The organism is Nitratireductor aquibiodomus (assembly GCF_900105565.1).
Taxonomy (GTDB): Bacteria; Pseudomonadota; Alphaproteobacteria; order Rhizobiales; family Rhizobiaceae; genus Nitratireductor; species Nitratireductor aquibiodomus.
Genome location: NZ_FNSL01000001.1, coordinates 2,201,535 through 2,225,148 on the forward strand (window position 1 = coordinate 2,201,535; position 23,614 = coordinate 2,225,148).

Below are 23,614 nucleotides of genomic sequence, written 5' to 3' on the forward strand. Positions count from 1 at the left end.
ATGTGCTGCCGCTTAAAGGGCTTCGACGCCGGACTCGCCGGTGCGGATGCGCACAGCCTTGTCGAGCGCGTGGACAAAGACCTTGCCGTCGCCGATCTGTCCGGTGCGGGCGGCCTCGACGATGGCCTCGACCACCTGGTCGACCATGTCGGAATCGACCGCCACCTCGATCTTGACCTTGGGCAGGAAGGTCACGGCATATTCGGCGCCGCGATAGATTTCCGTGTGTCCTTTCTGTCGTCCATAGCCCTTCACCTCCGTGACGGTGAGGCCTTGTATGCCGAGGCCGGTGAGCGCTTCGCGCACGGCCTCCAGCTTGAAGGGCTTGACGATTGCCATCACTATTTTCATGGCAGTTCACCTTTGCTGTTGCGGGATCCCGCGGGTTGCCTGCATCGCGCGAACCGCCATGCGGACCGCGACAGCAAAGGAGAATCAAATGCCGTGCCAGTTTGGCTATTCGGCATTCAACCTATTGTAAAATATAGGAAAGCCCTCAGGAGGCCCGATCGCAAGGCAGCCTTGAGCGCACATGAATGCCTAATAAATAGGCATAAATATACTTTTGCTTATTTTGCACGCAGTCGAACCAGCCCCTCTTGGGCAACCGACGCGACGAGCGTGCCATCAAGCGCGTAGAGGCTTCCGCGGGAGAAGCCGCGCGCACCCTGTGCCGAGGGGCTGTCCTGCGTGTAGAGCAGCCAGTCATCGAGCCGGTGCGGACGATGGAACCACATGGCGTGGTCGAGACTTGCCATCTGGATATCCGGATCGAACCCGTTGCGACCATGGGCGAAAGTGGAAGTATCGAGCAGCGTCATGTCGGAAAGATAGGCGAGCACAGCCGCCTGCAAAGCGCGGTCGTCCGGCACCGGTCCTGTGGTGCGGATCCAGACGTCCTGGCGCGGCGGCAGCTTGTCGCGGCTTGTATAGTGCTCGATGATGACGGGGCGGACCTCGATAGGGCGCTCTCGCGCCCAGTAGCGACGGATGTTTTCCGGCACACGCTCGCCGAACTCGGCGAGAAACTCGCGCTGGGTACGCAGGTTTTCCGGAGGCGTGACGCCTTCAGGCATGGGAAGCTGATGGTCGAGACCGGGCTCATCCTTCTGGAAGGAGGCCGAGAGCGAAAAGATGGCGTGGCCATGCTGGATGGCGACGACGCGGCGCGTGGTGAAGCTGCCGCCATCGCGGATGCGGTCCACCTCGTAGATGATCGGCACGGCGGGATCGCCAGGCCGCATGAAGTAGCAGTGGAGCGAGTGGACATGACGGGCAGCATCGACGGTGCGCTGGGCGGCGACGAGCGCCTGACCAATCACCTGCCCGCCGAAAACGCGCTGCCACGCCGATTGAGGGCTGCGACCACGAAACAGATTGTGTTCGAGCGTCTCAAGATCGAGTATGGCAAGCAGGTCTTGCATGGCCGACGACATGAATGGCTTCCCTCCGGCAGCGAATGATATGGCTATTGATGTCCAAGACGAAGGCGGGAACCAAGTCAAGGCCCCCCGACCGGGTCAAAGACACTGCAACGCTGATGGCAAATGAGGTGCCGCTATGGCCAGGAATACGAAACAGACATCCGGGCGCGAACTGGACATCCTGATCGCCGGGGCCGGCTATGTGGGCCTGGCGACTGCTGTTTCCATCGCCCGCGCACAGCCCGGCCTCAAAGTGGCGCTAGTGGATGCGGCACCAGAGGGCGTGTGGCAGCGCGATGGCCGCGCTTCGGCCATCGCGGCCGCGGCCTGCCGCATGCTCAAACGGCTGGATTGCTGGACGGAGATCGAGCCGGAGGCACAGCCCATCACCGAAATGGAGATCACCGATTCGCGCACCGCCGATGTGGTTCGTCCGGTGTTTCTCACCTTTGGCGGCGAGGCTGGAGAGGGCGAACCCTTTGCCCATATGGTGCCGAACCGGGTGATGAATGGCGCGCTGCGCGCGCGCGCCGCCGAAAGCGGGATCGAGATCATCGAAGGCGTGGCGGTGGACGGCTTTGCCGACATGGGCGGGTATGTGACGGTGAGCCTCGCAGACGGCTCCACATGCCGCACGCGACTGCTGATCGCCGCCGACGGCGTGCGCTCGCGCCTGCGCGACATGGCCGGCATCAAGACGGTGAAGTGGGATTACGGCCAGTCGGGCATTGTCTGCACCGTGGCGCATGAGCGTCCGCACAATGGCCGCGCCGAAGAGCATTTCCTGCCCGCCGGCCCGTTTGCCACCCTGCCGCTGACGGGCAACCGCTCGTCGATCGTGTGGACCGAGCGCACGGCGGATGCAGAACGGCTGGTCAAAGAAGATGACCTCGTCTTCGAGCAGGAACTGGAACTGCGCTTCGGCCTGAAGCTCGGCGAAATCCGCGTGGAAGGGCCGCGGCGCGCCTGGCCGCTGGGCCTTACTCTGGCGCGCGAATTCGTGAAACCCCGCTTCGCACTGGCGGGCGATGCCGCGCATGGCATCCACCCCATTGCGGGGCAGGGTTTGAATCTCGGCTTCAAGGACGCGGCAGCGCTGGCCGAGGTGATTGTCGAGGCCGAACGACTGGGCGAGGACATCGGCGCGCTCGACGTGTTGCAGCGCTACGAGCGCTGGCGGCGGTTCGACACGGTGCAGATGGGCGTGACGACCGACGTTCTGAACCGGCTGTTCTCCAACGATATCGGACCGGTGCGGGCGCTGCGCGATTTTGGTCTTGGCCTGGTTGAACGAATGCCGGCCATGAAGCGTTACTTCATCCAGCAGGCCTCGGGACTGGCCCCCGGCACACCGAGACTGCTGCGCGGAGAGGCAATCTAGCCTTTCGGCTTCAACGCACTATGTCCACAAGGAGAAGACCATGGCTATGAAACGGCATGCGGACGTCACCTGGAAGGGATCGCTGGTCGAGGGTTCAGGCAGCCTCGACACGCAGAGCGGTGCGCTTTCGGGCCTGCCCCTCGGCTTCAAGGCCCGTTTCGAGGACGAGAGTGGCAAGACCGGCACCAATCCCGAAGAGTTGATCGCGGGCGCCCATGCCGGCTGTTTTGCCATGCAGCTTTCGCACATGCTGGCGGAGAGCGGTACGCCGGCGGACAAACTGGACGTGAAAGCCGATGTAACGCTGCAGCCGGCCAAGGGCGGCGGTTTCGAGATTACCAAAAGCGCACTCACGCTGGTCGGTAGTGTACCGGGTCTGGAAGAAGGGAAGTTCGTCGAGATCGCCGAGAAGGCCAAGGCCTCGTGCCCCGTCTCCAAGGCGCTCGGCGCGATCGAGATCACGCTGGACGCCAGATACGGCTGACGACACTTTCGCGATGAAAACCGTCGGCCGGCGCAATGGAAGGTCGTTCGATGGCGAGACTTCGCAACCAAAAATCAGCCTATGCAGCTAAAATTCCCTTACGGAACAAGTCGTTCGGGAGGAATGACATGCTGCAGACCCAGACACCGCGGACACTGAAGACCGTGGCACAGAAGTCCACACTCACCATCACCGACATCACGGCCGAGGCCGCGAAGCTGGACGCGTTCGACAATCACGAACGCGTCTGGCACGGCCGCGACGAAGAGCGTGGCCTGAACGCCATCGTGGCGATCCACAACACCGCGCTTGGCCCCGGCCTCGGCGGTACGCGCGTGTGGCCGCACGAAACCTTCGAGGCTGCGCTCACCGACGTATTACGTCTGTCGCGGGGGATGACCTTCAAGTCAGCCGTAGCGGGTATGGATTTCGGCGGCGGCAAAGCGCTCATCATCGCCAATTCCAAAACCGATAAGACGCCCGCGCTGCTTGAAGCCTATGCGGAAATGCTGGCAGCGCTGAACGGCCAATATTTTACGGGAGAGGACGTCGGCTTCACGGTTGCCGATGCGGATTTCCTGCGCGAACGCACCCCCAATGTGACCGGCACCACCGTTGGCGGCAGCGGCAACCCTTCGCCCGTGACCGCCCATGGCGTGTTTCTGGGGATCAAGGCCGCGCTGAAGCATCGTGGTGTTGCCACGCTCGACGGTGTGCATGTGGCCGTACAGGGGCTTGGCTCCGTGGGCTGGACACTGTGTGAAAAGCTTCATGCGGAAGGTGCGAGGCTTTCGGTGACCGACATCGACGCAACCCGAATGGAACAGGCGAAAGACGCATTCGGCGCAACCCCGGTTGCGCTGGACGACATTCTGAAAGTGAACGCTGACGTGTTCGCGCCCTGTGCGCTGGGCGGCGTGCTTTCTGCCGAAAACATCCCGCTGCTCGGCGCGAAGATCGTTGCGGGTGCTGCCAACAACCCGCTCGTTCGGCACGAGGATGCCCGGCTCCTGATGGAGCGCGGTGTGCTTTATGCGCCGGACTATGTGATCAATGCCGGCGGGCTTCTGAATGTCGCAGCCGAGCTCGCGCCCGGCGGCTACGACCGCGAAGCCACGATGGCAAAAGTTGCGAAAATTCCCGAGACGCTCACCGATATTTTCGCGCGCGCCGAGGCGCAGAAGCGCCCGACCAACGATGTGGCGGCAGAGATCGCATTCGAGCGGATTAACGCGGCGCGGCAGCGCTGAACAACTGGCGGGTTGCACGCTCGACGGGCGCAACCCGCTCCGTTCCAACGCGGATCACTTGATCCCCGTAAAGGCCGCCTCGCCCCAGACCTGGCGAACACGCGCATCGCGGCCACAGCCCTTGCGGTAGCCCTTGTAGGCGTCCTTCTTCTTCACCAGTCCGAAGCGGGAGAGAATGCGCTCGTCGCTTTGATAATAGTTCTGGTGGTAATCCTCCGCCGGCCAGAATCTGGCAGACCCGAGAACCGGTGTGATGACCTTGCCGCCGAGTGCGGCATTCGCTTCCTGTTTGGCTTTTTCCGCTGCAGCCTTCTGCGCATCGTCAAGCGCATAGACCGCCGTTGAATAGCTCTCGCCCCGGTCGCAGAACTGACCGCCGGCATCGGTCGGGTCGACCGAACGGAAGAAGATTTCCAGGAGCCGGTCATAGCTGACCTTAGCATCGTCGAAATCGATCTTCACCACCTCGCGGTGGCCGCCTGAGGAATAGGTGCGGTAGGTCGGGTTTTCCGTGCTCCCGCCCGCATAGCCGGACACCGTGTCGAGCACGCCGGGAACCTTGTCGAAATCCGCCTCGACACACCAGAAGCAGCCACCGGCGAAAATCGCCGTCTGCTTTTCAGCCGTCGCCGGCTGAGAAACCGCCACCATGGCGGTGAGGGAAAAGGCCGCGGCCAAAAGGGAACGTCGCAACATCAATGTCTCTCCTGTGTTCCCGCACAGAGCTACCGCGCCGGGTGGCAAATTCAAATCAAGCCGCTACACGCTTGCGTGAGGTGATTGAAACTGGAGAGAGGGAGCAGCAATCCTCCCTGCTCGGCGTATCGACGAGCAGGGAGGAAAGAGATTTTTAGACGCGGCGCTCGACCATCATCTTCTTGATGTTGGCGATGGCCTTGGCCGGGTTCAGGCCCTTGGGGCAGGCCTGCGTGCAGTTCATGATCGTGTGGCAACGATAGAGCCGGAAGGGATCTTCCAGATTGTCGAGACGCTCGCCCGTCTTCTCGTCGCGCGAATCGATCAGCCAGCGATAGGCCTGAAGCAGAACGGCGGGGCCGAGATAGCGCTCGCCGTTCCACCAGTAGCTCGGGCACGAGGTCTGGCAGCAGAAGCACAGGATGCACTCGTAAAGCCCGTCAAGCTTGGTGCGGTCCTCATGGCTCTGCTTCCACTCGGTCGCGGGCTCCGGCGTGATCGTCTGCAGCCACGGCTCGATGGAGGAAAGCTGCGCATAGGGCACGGAAAGATCCGGCACCAGATCCTTGACCACCGGCATGTGCGGCAGCGGATAGATCTTCACCGCATCCTGCGCCACCTCATCCATGCCCTTGGTGCAGGCCAGCGTGTTGGTGCCGTCGATGTTCATCGCGCAGGACCCGCAGATACCCTCGCGGCAGGAACGGCGGAAGGTCAGCGTCGGGTCGATCTTGTTCTTGATGTAGATCAGCCCATCGAGGACCATCGGTCCGCAATCATCCATGTCGATATAATAGGTATCGACACGCGGGTTTTCTTCATCATCCGGCGACCAGCGATAGATCTTGTATTCGCGCAGGTTGGTCGCGCCCTCGGGCTTCGGCCAGACCTTGCCCTCCTTGACGCGGGAATTCTTGGGAAGGGTGATTTCAACCATGATTTCCTCGCCTCAGTAGACCCGCGCCTTGGGCGCGATTTTCTTGGGATCGATGCCGCCGTCTTCCGGCCTCAGCATCGGGTCGGTGTGGACAGGACGATAGTCGAGCGTCACCTTGCCGGCCTCATCAACCCAGGACAGCGTGTGCTTGCGCCAGTCCTCGTCGTTGCGGCCGCCCATCGGACCATCCTTGTAGTCCTCGCGGGCATGGGCGCCACGGCTCTCCTTGCGCGCTTCGGCGGCATAGACCGTGGTGATGGCGTTGGCCATCAGGTTTTCCAGCTCCAGCGTCTCCATGAGATCCGAGTTCCAGATCATTGAGCGGTCGGAGACCTTGACGTCGGGAAGCTCTTTCCAGACGGCGCTGATGCGCTCGCAGCCCTGCTCCAGCGATTCCTGCGTGCGGAAAACGGCGGCGTCTTCCTGCATGGCGCGCTGCATCTTCTCGCGCAGTTCCGCCGTGGGCGTGGAGCCATTGGCATGACGCAGGCGGTCGAAGCGCTCCATGATCTTTTCGCAAGCCGCCTCGTTGAGCGCCGGAACGGGAGCCTCACGGTCGACCACCTCGCCGGCGCGAATGGCAGCGGCGCGGCCAAAGACCACAAGATCGATCAGCGAGTTGGAACCAAGACGGTTGGCGCCATGCACAGAGGCACAGGCCGCCTCGCCAACGGCCATCAGGCCGGGCGCAACCGCATCGGGGTTGTCCTTCGTCGGGTTCAGCACTTCACCCCAGTAATTGGTCGGGATGCCGCCCATATTGTAGTGGACGGTCGGCAGGACCGGGATCGGCTCGCGGGTCACGTCGACACCGGCAAAGATACGGGCCGATTCGGCGATGCCGGGCAGGCGCTCATGGATGACCGCCGGGTCCAGATGATCGAGATGCAGGAAGATGTGATCCTTGTTCTTGCCGACGCCACGGCCCTCGCGGATCTCCATGGTCATGCAGCGCGAAACCACGTCACGCGAGGCAAGGTCCTTGGCCGATGGCGCATAACGCTCCATGAAGCGCTCGCCCTCGGAGTTGACAAGATAGCCACCCTCGCCGCGCACACCTTCGGTGATGAGGCAGCCCGCCCCATAAATGCCGGTCGGGTGGAACTGCACGAACTCCATGTCCTGCAGCGGCAGGCCGGCGCGGGCGATCATGCCATTGCCGTCGCCCGTGCAGGTGTGGGCGGAGGTGCAGGAGAAATAGGCTCGGCCATAACCGCCCGTCGCCAGCACCACCATCTTGGCGGAGAAGCGATGGATCGTGCCGTCTTCAAGATTCCACGCCACGACGCCGGTGCAGACACCATCATCGGACATGATGAGATCGAGCGCAAAATACTCGATGAAGAATTCGGCGTGATTCTTGACGGACTGGCCGTAGAGCGTGTGCAGGATGGCATGACCGGTGCGATCTGCCGCGGCACAGGTGCGCTGTACGGGCGGGCCATCGCCAAAATTCTGCATGTGGCCGCCGAAGGGACGCTGGTAGATCTTGCCTTCCTCGGTGCGCGAGAAGGGCACGCCGTAATGCTCGAGCTCATAGACGGCGGCGGGCGCCTCACGGGCGAGATATTCCATGGCGTCGACATCGCCGAGCCAGTCGGAGCCCTTTACCGTGTCGTAAAGGTGCCATTGCCAGTGGTCGGGGCCCATGTTCTTAAGCGAAGCGGCGATGCCGCCCTGCGCCGCCACCGTGTGGGAGCGGGTCGGGAAGACCTTGGTGATGCAGGCCGTCTTGAGCCCCTGCTCGGCCATGCCGAGCGTGGCGCGCAGGCCGGCGCCGCCAGCACCGACGACGACGACGTCGAACTTGTGGTCGACATAGGTGTAGGCGTCTGCCGCCTTTTTATCTGTTGCCTTTGCCATAACCGGGTTCAGCCTCCGAGGGCGATCTTGACGAGGGCGAGGAGAGAAACGACGCCCAGAATGAGGGTGAAGAAGATGTTGCCGATCAGGAGCGCGACCTTGCTGCCCTCGCCGTGGACATAGTCCTCAACGATGACCTGCATGCCGAGCTTCATGTGGTAGAGCACCGACAGGACCGCGAAGGCCAGAAGCACCGTGATGACCGGATTGGCGATCGCTGCGCGGACCTCTTCATAGGAAGCGCCATTGTTGGCGATGACGAAGCCGATGAAGAAGATGACAAGCGGAATGTTGGCGATGGCCGTGAGGCGCTGGCGCCAGAAGTGATCCGTACCTTCTTTTGCCGAACCGAGACCGCGAACGCGGTTAAGCGGTGTGCGCATGTCGCTCATGATCAAAACCCTCCACGAACGGCATAGCCGATGATCCAGACCAGAATGGTCAGCACGATAGAGACGGCGATGGTGGCCTTGGCCATTTTCGTCGCTGTCGCCTTTTCAAGGCCGCGCCCGGTATCCCAAACGAGGTGGCGAAGGCCGCCGACCAGATGATGGATCATGGCCCAGGTGAACCCGAACAGGACGAGACGGCCGAACCAGGAACCGTAGATGCCATTGACGGTGTCGAAGGTTTCTTTCGAGCCGGCTGCAGCGGCAAGCCAGATGACAAAAAGCACCATCCCGAAATAAAGCGCGCCACCGGTGATGCGGTGGACGATCGACATCAGCATAGTCGGAATGAGACGATAGACCTGCAGGTGAGGCGAAAGTGGCCTGGCCTTTACAGTTGTGGATTTGCTCATGGCTTCCCCAATTCGATACCGGCGCGGCGGGGTGGCTGTTGCGAGAGCGACATCGGATCCCGAACTCGCGCCCTGCGGCTGTGGCTTTCTAATGCGGTTTTTGCAGTGCGTCAAAGCCGCAAAAGCAATCCCCTGACTGAATATATTGCGGCCGACAGCAGGGACGACCGGCATTGCAGGACTTTAAACGATTGAACGCATTTTTTTCCGATTCGCATGGGTCATGACCCTAACGGCGGCAGGTGATCGGAACCTTGCCGCTGACCATCCATAATGCCTCGCTGCCCTCGATCACCACGGCATAGAGAGACTCACCATAGCGCACGCTTTGCCCCGGCGGCGAAGCCGGAAGGTCGATCTCGACACCACGCGGGCTGACGACCGAAATGCCGCCGCTCCTTGGAGTGACCGTCATCTCCATCCCGTCATCGCAGGCCAGTTTGACAGGGCCGGAGAAGGCGAGCGTGGTGGTCTTTTTTGCCTCCCCGGATGGCGTGGAGACACAGCCGGCCAGAATGACGGCGCATCCTGCGACCGCCAAAAGGCCTGACGGGCCGCGCTTGCGCAGCCGCGATAAGGGCGAATCTGAAAATGACATGCTGCCGTCTCTATTGCGGGTCCGAATCCGGAGTGCGTTCGCTGGACTGGTCGAAACGAATGACATGCGTGGTCCAGTCAGCGGGCGCGGCCATGGCCTCATAGAGCTTGCGACCCTCGTCCGGCTGACGCGGAGCATTGAGCGCCAGGCGCGCCCAGCCACGTTCTTCGGCCTGGTCGGCGATCACATCAACCAGCGCCTTGCCGATACCCTTGCGGCGATGATCGTGATGCACGAAAAGATGGTCCACCAGACCGTGACGCATGCCCGAGACCGGATCCGGCAGGTCGTAGAACAGTGCAAAGCCCACCAGTTCGCCGTCAAGGCTGGCACCCACCACCTCCACGGCGCGGTCCTGCAGCAGGGTCTCGGCGTAATAGTCGTCGGGACGGCGCGGCGCGCCGCGCTTCAGCGACTGCGTGTAAGCCGCGAGAAGCGGCGCCAGAGCATGCGCATCCTTGAGGCGCAGCGGATTGATGTCGATCTGATGATTCTCGCCCATGGAGCACCCTTCCCCGAAATTAACCACGTCTGTCAATCGGCATATTGGTGCGGCATGCTCGACGTGACAAAGGTTAAGAAAAGCTTAATGTATGAGCCTTGAGGGGGCCACGAAGATTCAAGGAGCGATGGTGCATGCCTTTCCGATCTCTTTTCGTGGCAGCGGCTCTTGCGGCCGCAGCAGCGACCGCCCCGGCACTGGCCGGCGGCTTTCATGATGCAGGCAACGCCCGTGTCTATGCGGATGCCTATGGAAACCTGGTGATCCACAGCCGCGCCGGCTTCAAGCGCATCATGGTCGGCAAGGGGCATCTTGCCGACGACTACCGTGCGCTCGGCATCGAGGCACCGCGCGAAACGGCCTATCTGGAACGCCGCCACGGCAAGCTCTATCTGCGCCGCTCTGCACCCTGCAGCGCCGGCGTTCTGGTGAAGGGCCGCGGCTACATGTACGGGCTTTCCGACGGCGAACTGCCCGTGCTGACGGCACCCTGCGACTAGCAGCGATCGATGGACCATCAACTGGCGACAACTGCGGATCGGGCTTTTGCGAGCCGGTGGGTTTTCCGGCCCGCTGCAGCGCTCGATGGCTCCGTGTTGCGGGCCGCGCTGTTCGGCGCCGTCATCGGCACGGCGGTTGTGGCCGGCATGGAACTGCGCGAGCTCGCCGACAGGCATGGCGGTTTGCAGACGGGCCTGCACAAAACGCTTGAACATGCGACTCAATTGCTGCCGCACAGCAACAGTCAAACGGACACGCACCCGCTCTGGCGACAGCCGGCGGAAGGCGCAAAAGAGGTTTCGCGGCCGACGCCCGAGGCCCACAGCCTGTCTATGACGGCAAGCCGCACCGGAGTTCTTGCGCTGAAGGGGATGATTCAGCCCGGGAGCGCCGGTCGCCTGCGTGATGCGCTTGAAAGTTCGGCTTCGCCGATCACCACCATCGCACTCGATTCTCCCGGCGGCTCTCTGAACGAGGCTATGGCCATGGCCCGGCTGATCCGCCAGCGCGGACTTTCGACCAGTGTCGAGGCAGGCGCGGCCTGCGCGTCTTCATGTCCGCTGGTGCTGGCCGGAGGCAGGGAACGCCACGTGGAGCCCGGTGCGACCATCGCCCTTCACCAGTTCTATAGTCCCGGCAGCCTCTCCGACCCGCGGCAGGCTCTTTCAGACGCCCAGCTGGTGACCGCGCGCATTTCACGCCATCTGGATGAGATGGGGGTCGACCTCGCCCTGTGGCTCCACGCGCTCGATACACCGCCGCGCACGCTATATCGTCTCACGCCTGCGCAAATGAGGGCGTATCGGCTGACAACCGGACGACCGGGACACGCCCGGGGCCACTAGGGTCAGCCCCTGGACGGACCCGGGGGGCGCCACGGCCCCGTTTCGTCATTCCTCAGCCGTTTCCGCCTGATATTCCAGTATGTCTCCCGGCTGGCAGTCGAGCGCCTGGCAGATTTTTTCCAGCGTTTCGAAACGGACACCCCGGACCTTGCCGGATTTGAGAAGCGATACATTCTGCTCGGTGATGCCGATCTGCTCGGCCAACTCCTTTGAACGCATCTTCCGGCGAGCCAGCATCACATCGAGATTGACGATTATCGGCATGGCGTTCACACGAAATCGCGCTGTTCCGCGCGCACCTCTGCCGCGAGCGCCATGAGCCGCCCGGTCATATACATAATGCAGGCGATGAGAACCGAGAGCATCTCCGCGCTTCCAATCCCGATGGCGAGCATCTTCTGACCCGCTGGATTGCCCATGGTGAGCGCCAGGATCATCAGCATACGAAGTACGATGCTGCCCGCTGCCACGGCGACAAAAGCAGCGCTGGCGTGACGCAGCCAGTGGGCGGATTCGCCTGAGAGCGGCTCCTCTGCCGCAAAGGCGCCGAACATGCGCCACACGCAGTAGAGCGCGGTGAACAACAGGCCAAACTGAACCGCGATCAACGCTGCCGTGACACCGATCGCGGACGAGGTGAAAGCAAGCGGTCCGGAAAGAGACAGATTGTCCCGAACCAACGTTTCAAAAAGTCCGGGATCGGACAGCGATGCTGCGAAGAACCAGACCGCGCCTGCCGCGATGAAAACTCCACAAACCAGCACAATGGCCTGCATCAGGCGGCTGAGCCGCCGCAGGCGCGCTACATCATGCATTCGATTCTCCTTCGGATTGCATTAATTAATGTATTACGATAATTAATTATCCCGAATCGTTCTCAATGAAAAGGGTAGTATGGATGTTTTTCGAGAAATTTATCGCCAGGGCCATCATCGGCGCTGCCTGTGCGCTCGCGCTTTCCGCCTGTGTTTCGGGCAATCCCCGCACGCTCTACGAACTGTCGCGTTTCGACCCGCTCGACGCCGATCCGAAAGAGATTGCGATAGCTGTAAAGGCAGACAGGAACCTGCATCTGAAGCGGGGCGATGTTTTGCTGCGCATGACCCTCGAAAGCGATGATCGAAACAGGGCGTTCGACGAACACTTCGTGCTGGCGATCACGAATGCCACGCCGGCCGCCGGACTGGCTCAATCTGTGAAGGCCGATGAACATGTTCTCACCGCCGCGATCGCCTCACCGGACATGCGCCGCTTCCGCGACACGCAGGCAAAGGCACGGAATGCGCGCGCAGCAAATGCGACCGATGGAAAGGGCTCAATCAGCGTCTCGATCACCGGCGGCTGCAGACGGGGTGCGCTGGATATGAAAACGGCTTCGGTGCGCAGTTACATGCGAACCGAAGCCGATGGTCGCTTCTTCCCGCTGACGGGAGAAATCAGACTGGCCGACATCTTTGCAAAGGCCGGCATGCCCGCTGCAGAGGTTCCCGCCTGCAGCGAAGCGAGGTAGGCGCTCAGCCCCTGGGCCACTCGCGGATATCGACGAAATGCCCGGCGATGGCAGCGGCAGCCGCCATCGCCGGCGAAACGAGATGGGTGCGCCCCTTGAAGCCCTGACGGCCCTCGAAATTGCGGTTCGAGGTGGAGGCGCAGCGCTCGCCCGGCTTCAGGCGGTCGTCGTTCATGGCAAGGCACATGGAACAGCCGGGTTCGCGCCAGTCGAAACCGGCAGCCTTGAATATCCTGTCGAGGCCTTCGGCCTCGGCCTGCGCCTTCACGAGGCCGGAGCCCGGCACAATCATCGCGTTCAGGCCGTCCTTGACCTTCTGGCCCTCGGCGACCTTTGCGGCTTCGCGCAGATCCTCGATGCGACCATTGGTGCAGGAGCCGATGAAGACACGGTCGACGGCGATGTCGGTGATTTTCGTCCCCGGAGTGAGACCCATATATTCGAGCGCGCGCTTCTTGGAGAGGCGCTTGGTCTCCTCGGTGATCTCATCCGGGTTCGGCACGACACCGGTCACGGAAACGACATCCTCGGGCGAAGAGCCCCAGGTGACGATGGGCGGCAGATTGGCGGCGTCGAGCTTGACGACACGGTCGAACTCGGCCCCTTCGTCGGTGCGCAGGGAATCCCAGTAGGCAAGCGCCATGTCCCATGCCTTGCCTTTCGGCGCGCGCGGGCGATCCTTGATATAGGCATAGGTGGTCTCGTCCGGCGCAATGAGGCCGGCGCGGGCGCCACCTTCGATCGACATGTTGCAGACGGTCATGCGGCCTTCCATGGAAAGCGCACGGATCGCCTCACCTGCATATTCCATGACGTGGCCGGTACCACCGGCCGTGCCGATCTCGCCGATGATGGCGAGGATGATGTCTTTCGCAGTCACGCCCTCGGGCAGTGCGCCATCCACCTCGATCAGCATGTTCTTCGCGCGGCGCTGGATCAGCGTCTGTGTGGCGAGCACATGCTCAACCTCGGACGTGCCGATGCCGTGCGCCAGCGCACCGAAGGCACCATGGGTGGAAGTGTGGCTGTCACCGCAGACGATGGTCATGCCTGGCAGGGTGAAGCCCTGTTCGGGGCCGACAATGTGCACAATGCCCTGACGCTCGTCATTGGCGTCATAGTATTCGATGCCGAAGTCGGCTGCGTTCTTTGCCAGCGCATCGACCTGAATGCGGCTTTCGGGATTTTTGATCCCGAACTTGCGGTCAGGCGAGGTCGGCACATTATGGTCGACCACGGCGAGCGTCTTTTCAGGATGGCGCACATTCCGGCTGGCCATGCGCAGGCCTTCAAAGGCCTGCGGGCTCGTCACCTCATGCACCAGGTGGCGGTCGATATAGAGCAGGCAGGTGCCGTCGTCCTGTTGATCGACCAGATGGTCGTCGAAAATCTTGTCGTAGAGCGTGCGTGCTTTGGTCATTTTGTTCATCCCTAGCGGAGCGAAATGGAAGGCTGGCCGGCTAATCTTGTGTCTCGTTGCATTCCCGGTAGATGGCGAGGGAATGCCGAGCCGGTTGGCGTGTCCGCCTAAGGCAGTCGGCTCAGAAGCGAGCCGGAAACCCGCGCAAAAAAGCGGCTCGGCAGGCGCTTGACGTCCTGCAGAACAAAGCCCTTATAGGCCGGGTTTCCAAAAAGTGCTTCCATGACACGGCTAATACCAGCCTTTCATGGGATCGGCAATCTATCCGTCCTGAGAGCTGGCCTGCCCTCCGCCGTGGTTTTTCGGCGGCTTGAGATCGAGCTGCGTTTCGAGACGCCGCATAAGCGCCAGAACCAGCGCGCCCAGAAAACAGGCAAGCCCGGCGATGGTCCACAGGCCAAGTCCAGCGGCAAGACCCGTTGCCGCCGCCAGCCACATACCAGCGCCGGTGGTCAAACCTCGAACCTCGCCCCGCTTGAAAATAATGAAACCGGCGGCAAGAAAAGCGACCCCAGCCGTAATCGCCTCGACAAGGCGGATGGGATCGGCCCGCACCTGATCGTCGCTGAACACAGGCATCGCCACGATCTCAAGTGCAATCACGGCAAAAACCGCAGAAGCCAGACACACAAGCATATGGGTCCGCAGGCCGGCCGGCCTGTCGGCCAGCTCACGCTCGAAACCCAGTATGCCGCCAAGCAGGACCGCAACCGCAAGCCGCACTGCGATGACCTGCCATGGCAGCGTGGTTGCGGGTGCGAATTCGGCGATCAAGGCATCCATGCGAGATGAATGCACCCGGACCGCCAAGGTTCCCGGCACTCAGATCTAACGCTGGGCCTGGCTCCTGCGCATGCGTTGCTCAAGTGCGCGGAGCGCGAGCGAGAGGCCAACCGTCAGAATGAGATAGATATAGGCAACGATGGAATAGGTCTCAAAAAAGCGGAACGAGCCCGACGCATAGATCTTACCCATCTGGGTGATGTCGGCAACGCCGAGCACCGAGACGAGGGATGAATCCTTGACCATGGCCACGAAATCATTGCCGAGCGGCGGCAGGATGGTGCGGATCGCCTGCGGCAGAATAATGAGGCGAAAACGCTGGAAGCGCGAAAGCCCGAGCGCCTTGGCTGCTTCCACCTGCCCCTCGTCCACCGACTGGATGCCGGCACGGAACACCTCGGCAATGAACGCCGAATAGCCGATGCTGAGCGCGATGATGGCGCGCCACAGAAGCGAGATGTCACGCACCCTGAGCTCACCGAGAATGCCGGCTTCCTGCAGAGACGCGGTCACCGCATTCCAGCCCGTCACCACAATCGGAACCCCGGCAAAGGCGATCCAGAACAGGAGCACGAGGACGGGCACGCCGCGAATGATCTCGACATAGAAGCGGGCGATCTGCCGGAGTGCCAGCGAGCCGGAAAGGCTCATCAGAGCGATGCCAAGACCGACTGCCGTGGCCAGCGCAAACCCAACAACCGTGACAAAAACGGTGATACCGATGCCCCTGGAGACAATCGTGAAAACCTGCGCGTAAAGATCGCTGGTGGCGATGAGGACTGCGACACCGAGGGCGATGGCCCCGGCGACTGCAAGCCACCAGGGGAAATCGCGCTTGGTGGCGGGTCTGGAACCGGACACCGCCATCGGCACTAAACGCTTCTCGATGAGCGGCCGGTCAGACCGGCAAAACGCGGATCAGCCACGTCTTACTCGCCCCTTTTGTATTCGAGAAACCACTTCGTGTTGAGCGCATCGAGCGTACCGTCCGCCTTCATGGACGCGATGGCCGCGTTGACGGGCGCGACGAGATCGGAACCCTTGGCGAATATGAAGCCGAAGTCCTCCGAACCCAGCGGCTCGCCGAGCAGTTTCAGTCCACCATTGGAAGCGTCCACATAGCCCTGTCCACCCGTGCTGTCAGTCAGCACCACGTCGACATCGCCCGCACGCAGCGCCTGCACGGAAGCACCGAAGGTCTCGAACAGCTTGATGCGCGGATTGGCTTCGTCGCCGTCGAGCACCTCATAAACGGCGGTGTAGAAGGGCGAGGTGCCGGGCTGCGCGCCCATCAGGCCATCCTCATAGGCGGCGAAACTCTCCGCATCGGTGAAGTTCGTCTCGTCGCTGCGCACGAGCATGAACATCTCCGAACGCATATAGGGATCGGAGAAATCCACCTTTTCCTTGCGGTCGTCGCGGATGGTGATGCCGGTCATGCCCATGTCGTACTGGCCGTCGGCGACAGACTGGATCATCGCATCCCAGCTCGTGTTCTGATAGGTCACACTGGCGTTGAGCCGCTTCGCGATCTCGTTCACCGCATCATATTCCCAGCCGACCTGTTCACCCGATGTGGGGTCGATGAACTGGAGCGGCGGGTAGGCGTTTTCCGTTACCACGACCACTTCACGGCCCTGAAGATCGGGCAGGTCTTCGGCAGCAGCGGTGGACAACCCTGAGAACATAAAAGCAGTGGCTGCGAAGGACGCAGCCAGAAGGGACGTACGCAACGTCATGACCAATCTCCCTGTGGCGGACCGATGCTCGGCCGGGTGATTGGTTCTCCTTAAAGCAGAGCGTATTCCAGTAAAAGAGCCCTGACGGACTCAAAAGCGTTACAGCGGGATCATCAGACGCAAAAAAGGCGCACCGAAGCGCGCCTTTTTCTAAATTCCCTTGCCGATAATCTATTCGGCGTTGTTCTCGGCTGCGGCAGCTTCCTGCGCCTTTGCAGCCTCTTCTGCGGCCTTCTCGGCGGCGAGCGCCTCGGCAGCGGCAACCTTCTCGGCCTCGATCCGGGCCTTCTCTTCGGCAGCGGCCTGACGGACGGCGTCGTTCAGACGGCGGGCACGCACGCTGGTGTTCTCGGTGATGCGGGCCGACTTACCGCGACGATCGCGCAGGTAGTAGAGCTTCGCGCGGCGAACCTTACCGCGGCGGACCACCTCGACGCCCTCGACGAGCGGAGAGTAGATCGGGAACACACGCTCGACGCCTTCGCCATAGGAAATCTTGCGAACGGTGAAGTTTTCCTGGAAGCCGGAACCGGAACGGGCGATGCAGACGCCTTCATAGGCCTGCACACGGGTGCGCGTGCCTTCGGTGATGCGCACCAGAACGCGAACCGTGTCGCCTGGCTGGAATTCGGGAAGCTGACGCTGTGCAGCGATCTTCTCGGCCTGCTCGGCCTCGAGCTGACGGATAATGTCCATCTCTGTGTCCTCTTGCTTCTTTGCGAAGTGCCAGAGCGCTCATCTCATCGACAGTCACCTGACCGCCTGAGGAGTGTCCGTTCTTGCGAACGAAGCAGGAGCGAGTTCACCTTCATTGATTGGTCACGGTCATGAATCTCCATGACAGCGGTACGCGCACATAGCCTACCTGACAAGCAGAATCAAGCCTCAACTCTAACAGTGAAAGTTGAGTTTGTTGCCATCCAGGTCGCGCACATAAGCCCCGTAGAAGGACTTTCCCCGCGGGCCAGGGGCGCCCTCATCGACGCCACCCAGCTCGATCGCGAGAGAGTGCAAGGCCATCACACTTTCCTGTGACTCGACCTTAAAGGCAACCATGCCTCCATTACCATAGGTTGCCACCTCCCCATCAAAAGGCAGGTTGACGACGAGCAAGGGACCGTTTCCTCCCAGACTCCAGGCAAGAAGCCTGTCCGTCCGGTAAGCTGGCGTGCCACCCATTTTGTTCATGATGGGGGAATAGAAGCTTTCTGCCAGCTTCAGATCCCTACACCCTAACGTAATATAGGAAATCAAACTACACCTCCTGATTGAAGATGCTCGATACTCCGGTTTGTCACACACTGCAAGCGCTGCCAACCGACCCAGGTCAAGGAACTCGTTGTCTGTCTTTGTTCAGGGCGGCCCAGAGATCCGGACGGCGCTCACGTGTCAGCCTCTCCGCCTCTGCACGCCGCCATGCCGCAATCTTGGCGTGGTTGCCCGACAGGAGCACCTCAGGAATTGGCCTTTCTTCGAAAAGCTGGGGGCGGGTGTATTGCGGATGCTCCAGAAGCCCACCTTCAAAGCTCTCCTCCTCGCCCGAGGCATCGTTGCCCATCACGCCAGGCAGAAGACGGATCACCGCATCGAGAAGCACGAGGGCCGCCGGCTCGCCGCCGGAAAGAACATAATCGCCAACGGATACCTCTTCGAGGCCGCGCGCCTCGATGACGCGCTGGTCCACCCCTTCGAACCGGCCGCACAGGATCACCGCGCCCGGCCCGGCGGCCAGTTCACGCACGCGCTGCTGGTCGAGCGGCTTTCCGCGCGGGCTCATCAAGAGGCGCGGCCGCGGATCGTCGGCCGGCGCGGCGTGGTCGATGGCGCGCGCCAGCACGTCGGCGCGCATGACCATGCCCGCACCGCCGCCGGCAGGCGTATCATCCACATTGCGATGTTTTGACGTGGCGAAATCGCGGATCTGGACGGTTTCCAGCGACCATGTTCCAGCCTCCCGAGCCCTGCCAGCCAGCGACAGATCGAGCGAGCCGGGAAACATTTCAGGGTAGAGCGTGAGGACCGTCGCGTGAAACGTCACGAGACCTCTCCTTCGCGCGGCATGTCCGGATCGTCGTCTTCCACGAGGCCGGCCGCTACGCGGTCGATCTCCACTTCGCCTTTTGAAAGGCGCACATGCGGCGCGGCGGCACGGGTGAAGGGAACCATCGTCGAGCCACCTTCGGCCAACCCGATCTCGAGAATGTCGCCGCCACCGAAATTGTGCAGCGCCCGCACCCTGCCAACCCGCTCCCCCTCGCCGTCGACAACGGCAAGACCGATCAGGTCGGCATGGTAGAATTCCTCTTCCCCGAGATCATCCGGCAGCGCCTCACGCTCAACAAACAGTGCAGTCCCGTTCAGCGCCTCGGCGGCGTTGCGGTCACCCACCTCGGCAAAGCGCGCCACAACCACGTTCTTTGCGGGTCGTACATTGAGAACGGTCAGTTTGCGCCCATCCCCGGTGGTCAGCGGACCGTAGTCGCCGATCGCCAGGGGATCGCCGGTGAAAGCCTTGACGCGCACCTCGCCACGCAGGCCCTGCGCCGCGCCGATAACGGCAAGCTGGATGCGGGTATCGCTGTTTTTCTGTCTGCTCATCTGCCTGATTTGCCACTGCGCGGTTCGGAAAAACAGGCTTATGCGCCGTTTTACGGCTTTCCGGCAAGCTTTCCGGCCAGACTTTCCATGCGTGCGGCAAGATCGTTCAGCGTGCCGGTCACCGCGGCATCGTTCTTGCCGGACTGATTCAGGGCATCGTCTCGCGTCTTGCGAAGCGTTGCGACCTCCCCCTCCATAGTGCGCATCCGCTTCTGCAGTTCCGAAAGCTCGTCCATCACCATGATCCCGGCCATGACCGCCAGCCGGTGGTCACCGATCTCACCGAATGAATCCTTCAAATGGGTGATGTAACGGTCGAAACGCTGCGCCAGACTGACAAGATGCTCTTCCTGTCCCTCGTCGCAGGCCATGCGATAGGACTTGCCGTCGATCGTGACTGTAACCTGTGCCATCGCCCGCCCTACCGATCCAGCACGGCACGGATCGTCTCCATGGCCGTGACCAAACGCCGCGAGACTTCGCGGTTCACCTCTTCAAGACGCTGGGCCCGCGCTTCGGACTTGTCGATCTCCTGAGCGAGGCGCGCGCGGTCCGCATTCATGCGCTGCAGTTCTGCATCGGAATCAGCAAACGCGCGATCCCGCTCAATCCGCGCCTCCACGGCATCCTCAAGCGAGGACAGCGCCTTGTTCAGACGCTCGATCACCTCTTTGAGCGTGCTTTCACCACTCATGGCCGCCAACCCCAGTCGAGCATCCCCGGAACGCGCCAGCCACCACAGCGGCGCAGGCATGCGAACTCCGAAAATGTTTTGACACAGGCAATCTTGCTTACTCTCATCCGCCCAGTGACGCACCCAGGCATGTGCCGACAGGCAAACGCACGACAGGTTTCGCGAAGCCTCGGTTGCGAATCGCTGGCCTTACTAACCAGTTACGCCGAAAAGATTAGGCGCCGTGTGAAGGTTCCGTCAACAAAACACGTCGGCTAATCCCCCAAAATGCTGTAACAGGGTTGATACAAAATCTTCCTTCCCCGACGGCAGGCAAACGCCCGCAAACCGCACCTTTGTTGACTTCAAGGCCGCAACTGCTATGTGTCGCCTGCTTTTTCCAAAGGGCCGGGACTGCCCATGCAGTCTGCCCGACAACTGCCTAAAGCGGACCAGCGAGCAATCATGATCTCACGCGACAAACACGACCGGATGGCCAATGCGATCCGCTTCCTTTCCATGGATGCGGTCGAGAAGGCCAAATCGGGCCATCCAGGCCTGCCCATGGGTGCGGCAGACATCGCCACCGTGCTTTTCACCCGCTTCATGAAGCACGACCCGAAGAACCCGGACTGGGCCGACCGCGACCGGTTCGTTCTTTCAGCCGGCCATGGGTCGATGCTGCTTTATTCGCTGCTCTACCTGCTCGGCTACGAAGACATCACGATCGACGAGATCAAGAACTTCCGCCAGCTCGGTTCGCGCACGGCCGGGCACCCCGAATTCGGTCATGCGGCCGGCATCGAGACGACCACCGGCCCGCTTGGCCAGGGTCTTGCCAATTCCGTGGGCATGGCGATCGCCGAGCGCATCCTGAACGCCCGCTACGGCGACGACCTGGTGGACCACTACACCTATGTGCTGGCCGGCGACGGCTGTCTGATGGAGGGCATCAGCCAGGAAGCGCTGACGCTTGCCGGGCATCTGAAACTCAACAAGCTGATCGTCCTTTTCGACGACAACCAGATTTCCATCGACGGCTCCACCTCACTGACAGATTCCACCGACCAGTGCGCGCGCTTCGAGGCCTCCGGCTGGAACACGATGCGCATCGACGGGCATGATCCGGACGCCATCGCCGGCGCCATCGAATCCGCGAAGGGTTCGGACCGCCCGACCCTGATCGCCTGCCGCACCACCATCGGCTTCGGCGCACCGACCAAATCCGGCACTGCAAAGGTGCACGGCTCCCCGCTCGGTGCGGAAGAAATCGCCGGCGCGCGCAAGGCGCTCGGCTGGGATGCGGAACCCTTCGTCGTTCCTTCCGACATTCTTGACGACTGGCGCCTGGCCGGCCTGCACTCGGCCAAGGAGCGCAAGGCCTGGGAAGATCGCCTTGCGGCCGCCGACGCGGAAACGCGGGGCGAGTTCGAGCGCCGCATGCGCGGCGACCTGCCGGAGACCTTCTCCGCGGCCATGCTCGAATACAAGGAAAAGCTGGCAGCCGAACCGCCAAAGGTGGCGAGCCGCAAGGCATCGGAGATGGCGCTCGAGGCAATCAACGCGGCGCTGCCGGAAACCATCGGCGGCTCCGCGGACCTGACCGGCTCCAACAACACCAAGACCAGCCAGACCGGCCCGATCAGCGCCGAGGACTTCTCCGGCCGCTATGTCCACTACGGCATCCGCGAGCACGGCATGGCCGCCGCCATGAACGGCATGACGCTGCATGGTGGCATCATCCCCTATGGCGGCACCTTCCTGACCTTCTCGGATTACGCCCGCCCGGCGATGCGCCTCGCCTCGCTGATGCAGATCCGTTCCATCTTCGTGATGACGCATGACTCCATCGGCCTTGGCGAGGACGGCCCGACCCACCAGCCGGTGGAACATCTGGCCGCGCTGCGCGCAATCCCCAACCATCTCGTGTTCCGCCCCGCGGACGCGATCGAAACGGCGGAATGCTGGCAGGTGGCGATCGAAAGCCGCAAGGCACCTTCCACGCTCGCCCTTTCGCGCCAGAACCTCGCGCCGGTACGCACCAGCCATGAAGCTGACAATCTCTGCGCCCGCGGTGCCTATGAGCTCGCCGGTTCCGACGACGACGCCAGAGTGACGCTCTTTGCCACCGGTTCGGAGGTGGAGGTCGCAATGGCTGCCAAGGCCCTGCTTGATGCCGCCGGCCATCCGGCCCGTGTCGTTTCTGTGCCCTGTTTTGAACTGTTCGAGCAGCAGAGCGACGACTATCGCAAGGCTGTGACCGGCAACGCCCCCGTAAAGGTGGCCATCGAAGCCGGCATTCGCCAGGGCTGGGACGCGATCATCGGTTCCGACGGAATCTTCGTCGGCATGACCGGCTTCGGTGCCAGCGCACCGGCTCCGGAACTCTACAAGCATTTCGGAATCACCGCCGAAGCAGCAGCCAGCGCCGCGCAAAAGCGGCTGGCAGAACTCGGTTGAGCCCGATAGTGGCCCTGTTACGGTTTGGGGCGGGCGAATGCCTGCCCCGCCATCTGGATTCTCGACGCCTGTGCCGCTATGAAGCGACGTCTCCTTCCGTGCCTGCGCACGGCCACCCACTCTCCGGAGGAAGTTCATGACCGTCAAAGTTGCCATCAACGGATTTGGCCGCATCGGCCGCAATGTCGTACGCGCGATCTACGAGTCGGGCCGCAAGGACATCGACATCGTCGCGATCAACGATCTCGGCCCGGTCGAGACCAATGCCCACCTTCTGCGCTATGACAGCGTGCATGGCCGCTTCCCCTCCGAGGTGAAGGTCGACGGCGACACGATCAACATCGGATCCGATTCCTTCAAGGTCTTCGCAGAGCGCGACCCCTCCAAGCTGCCCTGGGGCGAGCTGGGTGTCGACATCGTGATGGAATGCACCGGCATCTTCACCGCCAAGGAAAAGGCATCGCTGCACCTCGATGCCGGCGCAAAGCGCGTGCTGGTTTCGGCTCCGGCTTCCGGCGCCGACCTGACGGTTGTCTATGGTGTCAATCACGACAAGCTCTCCAGCGAGCACCGCGTGGTCTCCAATGCCTCCTGCACCACCAACTGCCTGGCACCGGTGGCCAAGGTCCTGAATGACGCCTTCGGCATCGAAAAAGGCTTCATGACCACGGTTCACGCCTATACGGGCGACCAGCCGACGCTCGACACGATGCACAAGGATCTCTATCGCGCCCGCGCTGCAGCCGTGTCCATGATCCCGACCTCGACGGGCGCCGCCAAGGCTGTCGGCCTCGTCCTGCCGGAGCTCAACGGCAAGCTGGACGGCGTTTCCATCCGCGTTCCGACCCCGAATGTTTCGGTCATCGATTTCAAGTTCGTGCCTAAGAAGAAGGTCACGGTGGAGGAGGTCAACCAGGCGCTCGTCGCCGCCGCCGATGGCGGCCTGAAGGGCATCCTCGCCTATACCAACGAGCCGCTTGTCTCCATCGACCTGAACCACAACCCCGCCTCCTCCACCTTCGCGCTCGACCAGACCAAGGTAATCGAAGGCGACCTGGTTCGCGTCATGTCCTGGTACGACAATGAATGGGGCTTCTCGAACCGCATGGCCGACACGGCCGTCGCGTTCGGCAAGACCATCTGACACG

Annotated in this window: 29 protein-coding genes; 8 read left to right on the forward strand and 21 right to left on the reverse strand. The window is 62.1% G+C overall.

Features of this window, described 5'->3' with window-relative positions; genetic code table 11:
- Positions 1–12 precede the first annotated feature (12 nt).
- Entirely contained in the window at positions 13–351 is a 339-nt protein-coding gene (locus BLW55_RS10405) for a P-II family nitrogen regulator (protein WP_065816944.1), read from the reverse strand.
- 218 nt (positions 352–569) lie between these two features.
- Positions 570–1,436: an acyl-CoA thioesterase II gene (gene tesB, locus BLW55_RS10410; protein WP_090328732.1), complete on the reverse strand. Its 867-nt coding sequence runs from the start codon at positions 1,434–1,436 to the stop codon at positions 570–572.
- A gap of 124 nt (positions 1,437–1,560) precedes the next feature.
- On the opposite strand from tesB, the gene BLW55_RS10415 reads away from it, so the two are divergent.
- The 3 genes from BLW55_RS10415 to BLW55_RS10425 all read left to right on the forward strand — a co-directional run bounded on the left by BLW55_RS10415 (position 1,561) and on the right by BLW55_RS10425 (position 4,539).
- The gene (locus tag BLW55_RS10415) at positions 1,561–2,805 is read left to right on the forward strand and encodes a ubiquinone biosynthesis hydroxylase (protein ID WP_090328734.1); all 1,245 of its coding nucleotides are present in this window, start codon (positions 1,561–1,563) and stop codon (positions 2,803–2,805) included.
- A 46-nt stretch (positions 2,806–2,851) separates the two neighbouring features.
- Positions 2,852–3,289 (forward strand): OsmC family protein, encoded by a 438-nt coding sequence (locus BLW55_RS10420; protein ID WP_090328738.1) that lies wholly within the window; start codon positions 2,852–2,854, stop codon positions 3,287–3,289.
- A 128-nt stretch (positions 3,290–3,417) separates the two neighbouring features.
- Complete coding sequence (locus BLW55_RS10425) at positions 3,418–4,539, forward strand: Glu/Leu/Phe/Val family dehydrogenase (RefSeq protein WP_090328740.1); 1,122 nt, start codon at positions 3,418–3,420, stop codon at positions 4,537–4,539.
- A 54-nt stretch (positions 4,540–4,593) separates the two neighbouring features.
- On the opposite strand, the gene msrA is transcribed toward BLW55_RS10425, so the two are convergent.
- From msrA to BLW55_RS10460, 7 genes are all read right to left on the reverse strand, one after another.
- Positions 4,594–5,235 (reverse strand): peptide-methionine (S)-S-oxide reductase MsrA, encoded by a 642-nt coding sequence (gene msrA, locus BLW55_RS10430; RefSeq protein ID WP_090328742.1) that lies wholly within the window; start codon positions 5,233–5,235, stop codon positions 4,594–4,596.
- Positions 5,236–5,389: 154 nt separating this feature from the next.
- Positions 5,390–6,172: a succinate dehydrogenase iron-sulfur subunit gene (locus tag BLW55_RS10435; protein WP_007008328.1), complete on the reverse strand. Its 783-nt coding sequence runs from the start codon at positions 6,170–6,172 to the stop codon at positions 5,390–5,392.
- Positions 6,173–6,184: 12 nt separating this feature from the next.
- On the reverse strand, positions 6,185–8,035 hold the full coding sequence (gene sdhA, locus BLW55_RS10440) for a succinate dehydrogenase flavoprotein subunit (protein WP_090328744.1): 1,851 nt from the start codon (positions 8,033–8,035) through the stop codon (positions 6,185–6,187).
- Positions 8,036–8,043: 8 nt separating this feature from the next.
- The gene (gene sdhD / locus BLW55_RS10445) at positions 8,044–8,427 is read right to left on the reverse strand and encodes a succinate dehydrogenase, hydrophobic membrane anchor protein (RefSeq protein ID WP_007008326.1); all 384 of its coding nucleotides are present in this window, start codon (positions 8,425–8,427) and stop codon (positions 8,044–8,046) included.
- A gap of 2 nt (positions 8,428–8,429) precedes the next feature.
- Complete coding sequence (gene sdhC / locus BLW55_RS10450; protein ID WP_025031366.1) at positions 8,430–8,837, reverse strand: succinate dehydrogenase, cytochrome b556 subunit; 408 nt, start codon at positions 8,835–8,837, stop codon at positions 8,430–8,432.
- 229 nt (positions 8,838–9,066) lie between these two features.
- On the reverse strand, positions 9,067–9,435 hold the full coding sequence (locus BLW55_RS10455; RefSeq protein WP_090328746.1) for a hypothetical protein: 369 nt from the start codon (positions 9,433–9,435) through the stop codon (positions 9,067–9,069).
- Positions 9,436–9,445: 10 nt separating this feature from the next.
- A complete protein-coding gene (locus BLW55_RS10460) occupies positions 9,446–9,937 on the reverse strand; it encodes a GNAT family N-acetyltransferase (protein WP_007008323.1) in 492 nt (163 codons plus the stop codon).
- Positions 9,938–10,071: 134 nt separating this feature from the next.
- Here BLW55_RS10460 and BLW55_RS10465 point away from each other — a divergent pair, with 134 nt between their 5' ends.
- Both BLW55_RS10465 and BLW55_RS10470 read left to right on the forward strand, forming a co-directional pair.
- Positions 10,072–10,437, forward strand: coding sequence for a hypothetical protein (locus BLW55_RS10465; RefSeq protein WP_007008322.1), 366 nt, complete (start codon positions 10,072–10,074; stop codon positions 10,435–10,437).
- A 9-nt stretch (positions 10,438–10,446) separates the two neighbouring features.
- Positions 10,447–11,283, forward strand: coding sequence for a COG3904 family protein (locus BLW55_RS10470; RefSeq protein ID WP_090328748.1), 837 nt, complete (start codon positions 10,447–10,449; stop codon positions 11,281–11,283).
- A 45-nt stretch (positions 11,284–11,328) separates the two neighbouring features.
- Here BLW55_RS10470 and BLW55_RS10475 read toward each other — a convergent pair whose 3' ends face one another.
- On the reverse strand, positions 11,329–11,547 hold the full coding sequence (locus BLW55_RS10475; RefSeq protein WP_025031369.1) for a helix-turn-helix domain-containing protein: 219 nt from the start codon (positions 11,545–11,547) through the stop codon (positions 11,329–11,331).
- Positions 11,548–11,552: 5 nt separating this feature from the next.
- Positions 11,553–12,098, reverse strand: coding sequence for a DUF2975 domain-containing protein (locus BLW55_RS10480; RefSeq protein ID WP_025031370.1), 546 nt, complete (start codon positions 12,096–12,098; stop codon positions 11,553–11,555).
- A gap of 83 nt (positions 12,099–12,181) precedes the next feature.
- Between BLW55_RS10480 and BLW55_RS10485 the strand changes: the two genes are divergently transcribed.
- Positions 12,182–12,793, forward strand: coding sequence for a hypothetical protein (locus tag BLW55_RS10485; RefSeq protein ID WP_090328750.1), 612 nt, complete (start codon positions 12,182–12,184; stop codon positions 12,791–12,793).
- 4 nt (positions 12,794–12,797) lie between these two features.
- On the opposite strand, the gene leuC is transcribed toward BLW55_RS10485, so the two are convergent.
- The 10 genes from leuC to BLW55_RS10540 form a co-directional block, all read right to left on the reverse strand.
- Positions 12,798–14,213, reverse strand: coding sequence for a 3-isopropylmalate dehydratase large subunit (leuC, locus tag BLW55_RS10490; protein WP_090328751.1), 1,416 nt, complete (start codon positions 14,211–14,213; stop codon positions 12,798–12,800).
- Positions 14,214–14,474: 261 nt separating this feature from the next.
- Complete coding sequence (locus BLW55_RS10500; RefSeq protein ID WP_090328753.1) at positions 14,475–14,996, reverse strand: MgtC/SapB family protein; 522 nt, start codon at positions 14,994–14,996, stop codon at positions 14,475–14,477.
- 45 nt (positions 14,997–15,041) lie between these two features.
- Entirely contained in the window at positions 15,042–15,863 is an 822-nt protein-coding gene (locus BLW55_RS10505) for an amino acid ABC transporter permease (RefSeq protein WP_090328755.1), read from the reverse strand.
- Between the two features lie 62 nt (positions 15,864–15,925).
- Positions 15,926–16,735 carry a transporter substrate-binding domain-containing protein gene (locus BLW55_RS10510; protein ID WP_025031376.1) on the reverse strand — a complete coding sequence of 270 codons (810 nt, stop codon included), beginning with the start codon at positions 16,733–16,735 and terminating at the stop codon, positions 15,926–15,928.
- A 171-nt stretch (positions 16,736–16,906) separates the two neighbouring features.
- Complete coding sequence (gene rplS / locus BLW55_RS10515) at positions 16,907–17,431, reverse strand: 50S ribosomal protein L19 (protein ID WP_007008311.1); 525 nt, start codon at positions 17,429–17,431, stop codon at positions 16,907–16,909.
- Positions 17,432–17,626: 195 nt separating this feature from the next.
- On the reverse strand, positions 17,627–17,989 hold the full coding sequence (locus tag BLW55_RS10520) for a VOC family protein (protein WP_025031377.1): 363 nt from the start codon (positions 17,987–17,989) through the stop codon (positions 17,627–17,629).
- A gap of 73 nt (positions 17,990–18,062) precedes the next feature.
- On the reverse strand, positions 18,063–18,773 hold the full coding sequence (gene trmD, locus BLW55_RS10525; protein ID WP_090328757.1) for a tRNA (guanosine(37)-N1)-methyltransferase TrmD: 711 nt from the start codon (positions 18,771–18,773) through the stop codon (positions 18,063–18,065).
- Positions 18,770–19,333: a ribosome maturation factor RimM gene (rimM, locus tag BLW55_RS10530; RefSeq protein WP_007008308.1), complete on the reverse strand. Its 564-nt coding sequence runs from the start codon at positions 19,331–19,333 to the stop codon at positions 18,770–18,772. The genes trmD and rimM overlap by 4 nt, the downstream gene beginning before the upstream one ends.
- 50 nt (positions 19,334–19,383) lie before the next feature.
- Positions 19,384–19,746, reverse strand: a complete 363-nt coding sequence (locus BLW55_RS10535) for a cell division protein ZapA (RefSeq protein ID WP_007008307.1) — start codon at positions 19,744–19,746, stop codon at positions 19,384–19,386.
- An 8-nt stretch (positions 19,747–19,754) separates the two neighbouring features.
- A complete protein-coding gene (locus tag BLW55_RS10540; RefSeq protein ID WP_007008306.1) occupies positions 19,755–20,027 on the reverse strand; it encodes a DUF4164 domain-containing protein in 273 nt (90 codons plus the stop codon).
- Between the two features lie 444 nt (positions 20,028–20,471).
- Between BLW55_RS10540 and tkt the strand changes: the two genes are divergently transcribed.
- Both tkt and gap read left to right on the forward strand, forming a co-directional pair.
- Positions 20,472–22,466 carry a transketolase gene (gene tkt / locus BLW55_RS10545; protein ID WP_090328759.1) on the forward strand — a complete coding sequence of 665 codons (1,995 nt, stop codon included), beginning with the start codon at positions 20,472–20,474 and terminating at the stop codon, positions 22,464–22,466.
- A gap of 136 nt (positions 22,467–22,602) precedes the next feature.
- Complete coding sequence (gap, locus tag BLW55_RS10550) at positions 22,603–23,610, forward strand: type I glyceraldehyde-3-phosphate dehydrogenase (protein ID WP_090328761.1); 1,008 nt, start codon at positions 22,603–22,605, stop codon at positions 23,608–23,610.
- Positions 23,611–23,614: the final 4 nt, after the last annotated feature.